Origin of the sequence: Ameyamaea chiangmaiensis (genome assembly GCF_013376175.1) — a bacterium.
GTDB lineage: Bacteria > Pseudomonadota > Alphaproteobacteria > Acetobacterales > Acetobacteraceae > Ameyamaea > Ameyamaea chiangmaiensis.
Genome location: NZ_JABXXR010000097.1, coordinates 1 through 11,171, shown reverse-complemented (window position 1 = coordinate 11,171; position 11,171 = coordinate 1). Strand labels below are relative to the sequence as shown.

Annotated in this window: 9 protein-coding genes and 1 pseudogene; 6 read left to right on the top strand and 4 right to left on the bottom strand. The window is 65.7% G+C overall.

Features of this window, described 5'->3' with window-relative positions:
* The 3 genes and pseudogenes from HUK82_RS11470 to HUK82_RS11460 all read left to right on the top strand — a co-directional run.
* Positions 1 to 249: pseudogene (locus tag HUK82_RS11470) on the top strand (hypothetical protein); the annotation flags it as partial.
* A 37-nt stretch (positions 250 to 286) separates the two neighbouring features.
* The gene (locus HUK82_RS11465) at positions 287 to 688 is read left to right on the top strand and encodes a VOC family protein (protein WP_176614086.1); all 402 of its coding nucleotides are present in this window, start codon (positions 287 to 289) and stop codon (positions 686 to 688) included.
* A gap of 59 nt (positions 689 to 747) precedes the next feature.
* Positions 748 to 1,518: a TetR family transcriptional regulator gene (locus tag HUK82_RS11460; RefSeq protein WP_176614085.1), complete on the top strand. Its 771-nt coding sequence runs from the start codon at positions 748 to 750 to the stop codon at positions 1,516 to 1,518.
* On the opposite strand, the gene HUK82_RS11455 is transcribed toward HUK82_RS11460, so the two are convergent.
* The 4 genes from HUK82_RS11455 to HUK82_RS11440 form a co-directional block, all read right to left on the bottom strand.
* On the bottom strand, positions 1,406 to 2,689 hold the full coding sequence (locus tag HUK82_RS11455) for an NAD(P)/FAD-dependent oxidoreductase (RefSeq protein ID WP_176614087.1): 1,284 nt from the start codon (positions 2,687 to 2,689) through the stop codon (positions 1,406 to 1,408). The genes HUK82_RS11460 and HUK82_RS11455 overlap by 113 nt on opposite strands.
* 77 nt (positions 2,690 to 2,766) lie before the next feature.
* Positions 2,767 to 4,269, bottom strand: coding sequence for an aldehyde dehydrogenase family protein (locus HUK82_RS11450; RefSeq protein WP_176614084.1), 1,503 nt, complete (start codon positions 4,267 to 4,269; stop codon positions 2,767 to 2,769).
* 477 nt (positions 4,270 to 4,746) lie between these two features.
* Positions 4,747 to 6,858 (bottom strand): AsmA family protein, encoded by a 2,112-nt coding sequence (locus tag HUK82_RS11445; protein ID WP_176614083.1) that lies wholly within the window; start codon positions 6,856 to 6,858, stop codon positions 4,747 to 4,749.
* A 114-nt stretch (positions 6,859 to 6,972) separates the two neighbouring features.
* The gene (locus HUK82_RS11440) at positions 6,973 to 8,034 is read right to left on the bottom strand and encodes a threonine aldolase family protein (RefSeq protein ID WP_176614082.1); all 1,062 of its coding nucleotides are present in this window, start codon (positions 8,032 to 8,034) and stop codon (positions 6,973 to 6,975) included.
* Positions 8,035 to 8,117: 83 nt separating this feature from the next.
* Here HUK82_RS11440 and HUK82_RS11435 point away from each other — a divergent pair, with 83 nt between their 5' ends.
* The 3 genes from HUK82_RS11435 to HUK82_RS11425 all read left to right on the top strand — a co-directional run.
* Positions 8,118 to 9,035, top strand: a complete 918-nt coding sequence (locus tag HUK82_RS11435) for a bifunctional methylenetetrahydrofolate dehydrogenase/methenyltetrahydrofolate cyclohydrolase (protein WP_212648081.1) — start codon at positions 8,118 to 8,120, stop codon at positions 9,033 to 9,035.
* Positions 9,036 to 9,119: 84 nt separating this feature from the next.
* The gene (locus HUK82_RS11430; RefSeq protein ID WP_176614080.1) at positions 9,120 to 10,430 is read left to right on the top strand and encodes a DUF1800 domain-containing protein; all 1,311 of its coding nucleotides are present in this window, start codon (positions 9,120 to 9,122) and stop codon (positions 10,428 to 10,430) included.
* A gap of 14 nt (positions 10,431 to 10,444) precedes the next feature.
* On the top strand, positions 10,445 to 11,171 hold a 727-nt coding region (locus HUK82_RS11425; RefSeq protein WP_408851060.1), incomplete at its 3' end, for a DUF1501 domain-containing protein.

Here is an 11,171-nt window from a genome sequence, read left to right as displayed (position 1 = left end):
GACATGGCGCGCGGGCGGCGTTTCGCGGCTTACGTGCCGCGTGCGGCCGACGTCGCCCTGTTTCATGCCGCGCATCAGGCCGGGGCTGTCGTGATCACCGATCTTCTCGGCCCCGGCGCCTTCGGCGCCACGCACGACATCTGGATGCCGGACGCAGCCGCGCGATGGGTGCGGTCGCGCCCGATCGACATTATCGTGACCAACACGCCCGTTTCGCTGCGTGCCGCGTTGTCACACAGCACGGGATAAAACCCCGCGGCCCCTTCGCCCATGAAAAGGATCGACCATGGCACGCCTTATCCATTCCATGATTCGCGTCGTCGACGAGGCACGCTCGCTTGCGTTCTATCGCACGGCTTTCGGGCTGGAGGTCGCCGATCGCTTTGCCTTCGACGATTTCACCCTGATCTATCTGAAAAACGATGAACAGAGCTTCGAGCTTGAACTGACGGTCAACCACGGCCGGTCGGAGGCCTACGACCCTGGCAACGGCTACGGCCATCTGGCGGTCTCCGTCGCGGATCTGGCAGCGGAACACGCGCGCCTTGAAGCCGCGGGCCTTGCCCCTAAGCCGATCAAGGACCTCGCGCTGGGCGAGCGCGTCATCGGGCGCTTCTTCTTCGTGACCGACCCCGACGGCTACCAGATCGAAGTGCTTCAGCGTGGTGCGCCGGGCCGCTTTCACTGACGGGCCGACATGGCGTCCGCGCGTAGCCGAACGCGCGCCCTCTCTGCTAGGCTGAGGGCATGACACAGTCGGTTCTACCTGAGTCCTCCCTCGAACCTTTGTCGCGACGCGAACAAAAACGCGTCGATACGCACGAGGCTTTGATCAACGCGGCGATGTCGCTTCTGTCCACGCGGGGGTTCGACGCAACGACGGTCGACGACATCGCGGCGGCGGCGGGGATTTCCCGCCGCACTCTGTTTCGGTATTTCCCGACCAAAGCCGATATCGTCACCGCGTGGACCGGACAGATGACCGCCGTGCTGACGCGAACGGTGGAAAACTGCCCGCCGGAATGTCCGCCGCAAACCCTGCTCGCACAGGCCCTGGAAGCGGTGATCCCGCACATCGCGCCCACGGAACACGAAGCCTTCGCCTTCGTATTCCTTATCGAGCGCACACCGGCACTCCTGTCTGTGAGCCTGCGGAAATACGCGCAATGGGAGGACAGTCTGGCGACCGCACTGGCACGCAGGCTGCCGAACAGCCGGGATCGGCATCTGGCCGCGCGCGTCACCGCGCGTTCGGGCATCGCGGCCTTTCGCACGGCCCTCGACGAATGGATCCGGCTGAACGGCACCCGGCCTGTCCTGCCGATTCTCCGGCAGGTGCTAACCCTGCAGGCCGAGCAGTTCTCGGCGCCGGAAACCGCCGGCGGCAAGCGCGAAACGCGTCACGCTAGTCCAGACGCGCCGCCGGCCGGATCGCGACATCGATCCTGTCGGCCAGCAACGACATCAGACCGCGCCAGAAGCCGTAAATCTCCACCTGGTGCTGGCGATACAGCATGATGTGACCCAGTCGGGCGCCCAGCCCGCTGAGAAAGCCGCCGCCGAACACGTTGCCGCCCGGCAGCGTACCCCAACCGTTGTAATTGCCCAGGGCGACGATCGCGCCCTTGTTGCGGAACACGCACGACGGCAGTTCGGTGCCGTTGCGAATGAAGGCCGGAAGATGTCGCGCCAGGTGATGGGCCTGCTGCCGCGCGACCTGCGCCGTCGGCGGCAGCGGCTCATCGGCAATGAACGAGCAGTCGCCCATAGCGAAGATATGCGGATCGTCCACGGAACGCAGGTTGGGCTTGACGATGATCTGCCCCGTGCGGCTCAACGACAGGCCGCCATACGTGCCTGTCACCTCGGGCGCCTTCACGCCGGCGGCCCAGACGCGCAGGGCGGCCGGGACATGGGTGCCGTCCTTCAGGCTGAACCCGGTGCCATCGGCGCCGGCCACCATCGCGGACGTCCGCACCGACACGCCAAGCCGCTCCAGCTCCGCCTGCGCCGCGACGGACACGCGCTCGGGGAACGCGGGCAGGATCCGCGCGCCGGCCTCCAGAAGAGTGACGCGAAGCTTGGGCGGCGATGTCGCAAAAGCATGCAGCCCGACGATATCGAGTGCTTTGTGAAGTTCGGCCGCAAGCTGGGTTCCTGTGGCACCGCCCCCGACGATTGCGATATCAAGCGCGCCGCCATCCGCATAGGCCCGCAAAAGCGCCATGCGAAACTTCTCGTTAAACGCGTTGGCTTCGACGAGATTATCGATGAACAGGCAGTTCTCGGCCACACCCGGCGTCCGGAAATCGTTCGCGCAACTGCCGATCGACAACACCAGAGCATCATACGGCAAAGTCCGGCTGTCGAGGACGACGGCGCCGTCGGAGGCGCACAGCGGCGCCAGTGTGATTTCACGCCGTTCGCGGTCGAGGCCGACGACATCCCCTGGCCAGAATTCAAAGTGATTCGCGCTCGCCTGCGCCATGAAACTGATGCGATCGTTCTCGTTCGACGCGGTGCCGGCGGCGAAGCAGTGGAGCATCGGCTTCCACACATGGGAAAAGCTGCGGTCGATCAGGGTGATCCGGGCCCGTCCCTGCACGCCCAGGCTGTTTCCCAGCCGCGTCGCCAGCGCCAGACCGGCGACGCCGCCGCCTACAATCACGATTTCGGCTCTGGACGGCATCATTGACGGGTTCCTTGTGGATAGAAAATGGTCCGGCGTGGGCGGCCGCCCGCGACGCGCGGACGGCCTGCCGGGACTTAGAAAAAGCCGAGCTTCTTTTCGCTGTAGCTGACGAGAAGGTTCTTGGTCTGCTGGTAATGTTCAAGAACCATCTTGTGCGTTTCGCGACCGATACCGGACTTCTTGTAGCCGCCGAACGCCGCGTGCGCCGGATAGACATGGTAGCAATTGATCCAGACGCGACCGGCCTCGATCCCGCGTCCCATGCGGTAGCACGTGTTCGCGTCACGCGACCACACACCCGACCCGAGCCCGAACGGCGTGTCATTAGCGATCGCCAGCGCTTCCTCCTCGGTTTTGAAGGTCGTCACACCGAGGACCGGACCGAAGATTTCCTCCTGGAAGATACGCATCTTGTTGTTGCCCCGGAACACCGTGGGCTGGACATAGCAGCCGCCGTTCAGGTCGGCACCCAGATCGGGACGGGCGCCACCGGTCAGGAGTTCCGCCCCCTCGTCACGACCAATCGCGATGTAGTCGAGGATTTTCTGTTCCTGCATGGCGGAGTTCTGGGCACCCATCATCGTCTGCGGATCGAGAGGGTTGCCCTGTCGGATCGCGCGCACCCGGGGCAGCGCGCGCTCGATAAACGCCTCGTAGATATCTTCATGCACCAGCGCGCGGCTCGGGCAGGAGCAGATCTGCCCCTGATTGAGCGCGAACATCGCAAAACCCTCGATCGCCTTGTCCAGATAATCGTCGTCACGCGTCATGACATCGGCAAAGAAGATGTTGGGCGACTTGCCGCCCAGTTCCAGCGTCGCCGGAATAAGGTTCTCGGCAGCAGCGTGCGCAATCATCTTGCCGGTCGGCGTCGAACCCGTGAAGGCGATCTTGGCAATGCGCGGGCTGGTCGAGAGCGCCGCACCGACATCGCGTCCCAGGCCGTTGACGATATTGAGTGTTCCCGGCGGAAACAAATCGCCGATCAGTTCCATCAGCACCAGAATGCTGGCCGGGGTCGTCTCGGCCGGCTTCATGACCACGCAGTTACCGGCGGCCAGCGCGGGAGCAAGCTTCCACGATCCCATCAGGATCGGGAAATTCCACGGAATGATCTGCCCGACGACGCCCAGAGGCTCATGAAAATGATAGGCTATGGTCGTGTCGGTAATCTCGCTCAGCGCGCCTTCCTGCGCGCGCAGGCAGCCGGCAAAATACCGGAAATGATCGATCGCGAGCGGAATATCGGCCGCCAGCGTCTCACGGATCGGCTTGCCGTTGTCCCAGCTTTCGGCTCGCGCCAGCAGATCCAGATTCGCTTCCATCCGATCCGCCGCCTTCAGCAGGATCAGGGAACGTTCGGCCGCCGAGGTGCGCGCCCAGCGCGGAAACGCCTCATGAGCCGCGTCCAGAGCCAGCTCGATATCAGCGGCGGTGGATTTGGGAACCTCGCACAGAACCTTGCCGTTCACCGGCGAGGTGTTGTCCATGTACGTGCCGTCCACGGGGGGCTTCCACGTCCCGCCGATGAAGTTTTCATAACGCGCCTTGTACGGATGCGCTTGGGAAATCGTCATTGATCCGCTCCATTCTTCCGACAGTAATCCGGCAGACAGCAGCGCCGAAGCGCCTTACCAGACCGGTTTAGTCCGCTATAGCGCGACAATCGGTATCGGAAGCTGCGATGGGGGTGCAATGCGCCCGGCGATCACTCTCTTGTGAGAAAATGACACTCAGTGCCATTTTTATGTGGCACCTCTGGCGGCAGGCCGCGGCGGAAAAGAGAGTCCGGAGCGTTCAACGACGTTCGAATTTACGACGTATAAAAAACGATATTTTATAATACAAAGATCAGAGCGAGGCGCCGAGACGCTTCGCCGCCGATCGGATTCCCATCCCTTGGCTATGTTCGTACGGAATGAGTGCCCCCGCAAAAGGGAGGGCTCGGCGCCAGCGGTTGCGGAGCCTCAGCCGTACCCGCAGACACGTTCGGCGCACCACCGGCCACCCTCGAACACGCGAACCGCATCGGCAATGTTCGAGGGGACGTCCGCTCAGTGAGTGTTCTTCTGTGTCTTCGCAGCCCACGCGGCACGTACATCGGCCGGCGACGCAGCACCCGCGTGCTTGCCCGGCGTCGGCTTGACCTGCGGATGACGGCCGTTCGCGCTGCTGTGCGCCGGGCGCGCGCCGGTCAGGCTTCCGGGTGCAATCCCCGCCGCCGGATTGTCGTTGGCCGCCGCGACCAGCCGCGCGCACGCCCCCTTGTCCCCCACACCGAACTGGATCGTCGGCAACAGGGCCGCCGGCGGCATCAGGATTCCGAGCCCGACCGCCGCTGCCGTGCGACCCAGAACCTCCGCCCCGGGCAGGATCGAGGGACTCTTGATCGGGCCGCTGATGTGGATGGCGCCCGGCACCGACAGCACCGTGAAGTGCTGCGAACGGGTCGTCAGGGCGTAATCGATCGTGTTGCGGCGGAAATCGATCGTGCCTTCGCCCCGGGTACGAGCTTCCTTGGTGTCGAGCATCAGGGTGCGCGTCGTCGCCACGCCGTTGCGCAGGGGCATGTCGGCGATGAAGCAGTTGATGTCGGTATTCGACGGGAGGCCAAGTGCTGTCAGGATGGCGTTCCCGAACTCCAGCCCCAGAACGTCGGGAACCAGCGCGCTCATGTTGCCACCCTGATCCAGCGCCATCGTAAGGCCGCCGTCGCCATTGGCCATCAGCTCGGCCATCGACCGGCCGCGCGACGTCAGGGTGAAATGGCCTCCAATGATGCCGCGCGCGGCGCTGTTGGTTGTCTTTTTCATGATGTCGGCCAGATCGAGACGCGCGAAATCGACATGGGCTTTGGTCGAAAAGCCTTGGTCCGCCGGCTGAAGGCTCATGCCGCTGGCCAACGTGCCCGAACCGACCGCGAAGTTCAGATGACGCACGTCGATGGCGCCGTCCTCGATCGCGATATCGGCGTCGATGTTGTCCAAAGGCGTGCGTTTGTTTTCGATGTGATCACCATGATACAGAAGATGCGCATTGACGGACCGAAGCTTGGGAACGTCGATTGGCGTGTTCGGCAGAAGGCTCGGGTTCTGGCTATCCGCCTTGGCCGCGGCCTGCTTGCTTTCGGGGTGGGCGCCGATGAAGCCGCCGAGGTCAGCCAGATCCACCTGGCGCGAGCGCAGGTCGGCGTCCACGCGCGGCACGCTTTCGTGCGGGTTGACGCGGATGGTGCCCCCGATGTCGCTGGAACCCATGCGGCCTCGGAAATCGGTAAACTGGATCAGGTTGCGCGTGTAATCGAGATTGCCGGTTATGTTGTAGGCGGGGGTGTGCGGGATCGGAATACCGGTCAACGGCAACAGCAGCGCCATGTCCGGTCCGGAGAAGTGCAACGCGAGCTTTGCACCCGCGAACTTCATCGGATCGTCCAGCGTCCCTTTCAACGATGCCAGCGTCGGTCCGTTATGCACCGTCAGGTCAATCGGATAGGGCCGCGCGTCCATGACGCCCAGCAGCGCGCCGCCCACAAAGTGCCCGTTGATGGGCTGCCCCGCATAGCGCCCCTCGGCGTCGGCGATGATCTGCCCCCGGTCGTCGCCCTTCGGATCGACGGTGTGCATCGCGATGTGCATGTCAGCGCGCAGCTTCACGTCCCGGACGTGCGCGTGGCCGTCGGTAATCTGCAACACAGAGATCTCGGGCAGGCCACCACCATTGCCCGAGCTCGCTGTGCCGCCCGACGAGCTGCCGAATGTGTAGTTGTTCGTGCCGTCAGCACGACGCAGGATGTCGGCGGAGGGCGCATCCAGCGCGATCAGCGGCAAGGCCAGCGTGCGATGCCAGATGTAGCGCCAGGCGTCGACGGACACGGTCAGGTGCCGGGCTTCGGCGAACGGCGCCGTCTCACTCTCGAATCCCTTGGGCTGGTCGACATGCACGTCGTCGAGCGTCACGGTCGTAACCTTGCCCAGCCGGACATGCAGATGGGCGATCGTGACGCGACGTTGCAGGGCCGCGCTCGCCTGGCGTTCGATGATCGGCACGAACCAGTCCCACGACCAGAACACGATCAGCAGCAGGATAAGAACCGCGAGGATACCAAGGACCGAAGGCACCACGCGACGGCGGCGGGCCGGCGCGGCGGAGGGCGGGGCGGACGTCATAAGGGCGGTTCTCCAGCCATGGGACAGCGAGCGGGTCGGGCCTGGGGCCCTCGGAACACGCTCAACGCCTTGATGTGCCGGAAGTTTTGCTCGCGGCCCCACCCTCGCCGTGTGTCAGGCCGCGACGAGACCCCGTGCGACGGTCAGGAAGCCGTCCACATCCGCGTCGGTCATGTCGAAACTGGTGACCAGACGGATCATCGGATTGGCCTCTCCGGCCGGTGCGTCCCACGGGTAGAACAGGAACCCGGCCGCCTTCAGACCGTCGGCCAGACCCGGCGGGACGATCGCAAACACCTCGTTAGCCTGCGTGGGCAGCGGCAGGCTGACATCGGGCAATGCCGCCAGCCCCGCAGCCAGCCGGGTTGCCGCCGCGTTGGCCTGCCGCGCGTTGCGCAGCCACAGGTCATCGTTGAGATACGCCAGTAATTGCGCCGCGAGGAACCGGTGTTTCGACCACTGATGACCACCGCGCTTGAGCCGCAGGCGGCTATCGCGCGCCAGCGCCGGATCGAAGAACACGATCGCCTCGGCCGCCATGGCACCGTTCTTTGTGGCCCCGAAGGACAGGACGTCGACGCCGGCTTTCCACGTCACGTCCGCCGGGGCACAGCCGAGATGCGCGACCGCGTTGGCAAACCGCGCCCCGTCCATATGGATCCGCAAGCCTGCCTCGCGGGCCAGACCGCCCAGCGCCTGCACCGTCGACACATCGTAGACGGTGCCCCATTCAGTCGCCTGCGTCAGGCTTAGTGCATGCAGGGGACTGTACTCGATACGAACCCCAGGACGGGCCAGCCTGTTACGCAACCCATCGGGCGTGATGCGGCCGTCCCCGGACGCAATGCCAACCAGTTTCGCGCCATGGGTAAAGAACTCTCCAGCGCCACCCTCGTCGGTGTTGATGTGCGCACCAGTCTCGCACAGGACCACGCCATACGGCGGGGTCAGCGCGGCAAGTGCCAATGCGTTGGCCGCCGTCCCCGTGCCGACTGGCAACACGACGACGTCAGTGCCGAATACAGTCGAAAAGGCAGCGTCGAGCTGGCAGCTCAGGGGATCAGCCCCGTAGGAGGGGGCAGTGCCGGTGTTGGCCGCCAACATTGCGTCCATGATCGACGGGCTGACCGATACGACGTTGTCGCTGGCGAAATTCTTGCGTATGGGCTGATCCATTACATTCATCCCCGTTGCGTGATGACCCGAGTGTTTCACGCACAACCGCCGGATTGTCCATGACCGACCCCTCCGCCCCCCAGATGACCGCACCGGTTTCGCACCCTGAACAGGATGGCCGCGGGCAGGATGGTCGCGGACAGATCATCGACGGCAAGGCCTTCGCGCGCAACCTCACCGCCACCATCGCCCGGGAGGTCGAGATCTTCCACGACCGACACGGCATCACGCCGGGGCTGGCGGTCGTGCTGGTCGGCAACGATCCGGCGAGCGAGGTCTATGTGCGGAACAAGGCCCTGCAGACCCACCGCACGGGCATGCTGTCGTTCATGCATATGCTGCCGGAATCCACCAGTCAGGCGCAGTTGCTCAACCTGATCGATCGTCTCAACCGCGATCCCGAAATCCATGGCATCCTTGTCCAGCTACCCCTGCCGAAGCACATTGACGCCACCCTGGTGACCAACGCGATCGACCCGCGCAAGGACGTCGACGGGCTGGGGGAGGTCAACGCCGGACGCCTGAGCCTTGGGCTGGAGGGGATCGTACCCTGCACGCCGCTGGGATGTCTTTTGCTGCTCCGGCATGAACTGGGTTCGCTGCGCGGGCTGGATGCACTGGTCATCGGCGCCTCGAACCTGGTCGGCAAGCCGATGGCGCAGTTGCTGCTGAACGAAGGCTGCACGGTCTCCATTGCGCACATCGACACGCGCGACACACCGGCACTGGCCCGGCGGGCCGACATCCTGGTGGTCGCGACGGGGCATCGCGGGCTGGTGCGCGGCGACTGGATCAAACCGGGGGCCACCGTCATCGACGTCGGCATCACGCGTATTCCGACCGAGGGCGGCAAGACGCGGCTGGTCGGCGACGTCGCCTTTGACGAGGCCAGGCACGTCGCCGCCCGGATCACACCCGTACCCGGCGGCGTCGGCCCGATGACGATCGCCTGCCTGCTGCGCAACACGCTGACAGCCGCGCGCCTGTGCGCCGGGGACTGACGCCGCGCCGTTACATAACGCATCGTCTCTGCCCACACCGTGCCACATCTTCCGCGTTAGTGTCGCGACAGGGAGGATGCCGCGATGCATGTCGAGACGACCCATGCCCTGAACCGTTTCGGTTTCGGCCCCCGGCCTGACGAACAGCCGCCAAGCGACGTGCGCGGCTGGCTGCGCGACCAGATCCACGCGGCCGACAGCCCCGGATTCCCCGCCGATCTGCCCTCCGGCAGCGACGGGCTGCGACTGCTGGCCCAACAGCGTATGCGGAAGATACAGGGCGACACGCTGGTCAATCCGGTCGTCAAGGCCGAGACCGTCGCGCAGATGGGCACGCTTCTGACCACCGACCAGCCGTTCCGCGAGCGTCTCGTCTGGTTCTGGGCCAACCATTTCACCGTCAGCACGCGTCAGGGCGGCACCCGGGCGACCATCGGTGCCTATGTGCGCGAGGCGATCCGCCCGCACGTCACCGGTCGCTTCGCCGACATGCTGCACGCGGTCATGCGCCATCCCGCGATGCTGATGTATCTCGACAATGCCAGCTCCATCGGACCGAACAGCCCGGTCGGGCTGAAGCAGCATCGCGGCCTGAACGAAAATCTGGCGCGCGAATGCCTCGAACTGCACACGCTCTCGCCGGCTTCGGGCTACACGCAGGCCGACGTCACCAGCTTTGCCGCGATCCTGACCGGCTGGAGCGTGGACCTCAAGGCGGAGACGCCGGGCTTCGTCTTCCGCGACAACGCGCATGAGCCCGGTTCGCACGCCATCATGGGCACGGACTTTCCCCCCGGGGAAGCGGGCGGCCTCGCCGCGCTCGACTGGCTTGCCACCCACCCGGCGACGTACCGGCATCTGGCGACGCAGATGGCCGCGCATTTCGTCGGCGAAAACCCTGCGCCATCCGCCATCGCCCAGTTGGAGCGTGCCCTGCGGGCGACACAAGGCAATCTCGGCACCGCGGCCCTGGCTCTGGTCGACCTGCCGGATGCGTGGCGTCCCGGCACCCGCTTTCGCGCGCCCTTCGACTACACGCTGGCCGTCGCGCGTGCGCTGTCCATGATGCCCGACGCGCAGGCTCCCCATCCGGGAGGGCTGACGATCGCGGGGGGCATGCGCACCCTGGGGCAGCCGCTCTGGGGTGCGCCACTGCCGAACGGCTGGTCCGATCGCGCCGCCGACTGGTCGCAACCGGCGGACATGATGGCGCGCGCCGACTGGGCCTACAGCCTGAGCGCCCATGTGCGTGACGGGCCCGACCCCATCGAGATCGCGCGCGCGATGCTCGGCCCCGCACTCCGGCCCGCGACGGCCACGGCGATCCACCACGCCGGGGGGCGGACCGATGCCCTGACCCTGCTGTTCACGGCCCCCGAATTCCAGAGGTGCTGACCATGCGCTCCCATCTGCTTGTGCGTCGCCGCTCGGCACTTCTCGGACTGGCGGCCAGCGTCACCTTCGGCCGATCCTCCATGGCGGTCGCCGCGCGCGCCACGCCGCGCGATGCGCGCTTCGTCGTCGTGATCCTGCGCGGCGCACTGGACGGCATGGCGGCGGTGACGCCCTACGGCGATCCGGGCCTGTCACCGCTGCGCGCCGCCCTGCTGCCCGGGGAGCCCGGTCAGGCGGGCGGACTGCTCGATCTGGGAGGATTTTACGGACTTCATCCGGCCCTGACCGGACTGCACGCCTTGTACGCGCGGGGCGAGATGATGCCCGTGCACGCCGTGGCAGCGCATTATCGCTCCCGTTCGCATTTCGAGGCGCAGGATTATCTCGAAAGCGGCGCCGACCAGCGCCTGAGCAGCGGCTGGCTGAACCGTGTCGTCGGCGTGATGCCGGCGACGCGCGGGCCCGATGGAGACGGACTGGCGGTCGGTCTGTCGGTCCCCCTGCTGCTGCGCGGGCCCACACGGATCGGCAGTTATGCCCCTGCTGGTGCCCACCGACCCGACCCGGATCTGTATCAGCAGATCGCCGCACTAAACCGAAGCGACCCCGTCACCGGTCCGGCCTTTCGCGCCGGACTGCGCGCGCAGGGATTTTCCGACGCCGCGCTCGGCACCCCCGGGACGCCGAGTACCGCGGGAGCAGCCGCGAAGCCGGGCAGTTTTGCGCTGCTGGCGCAAGCCT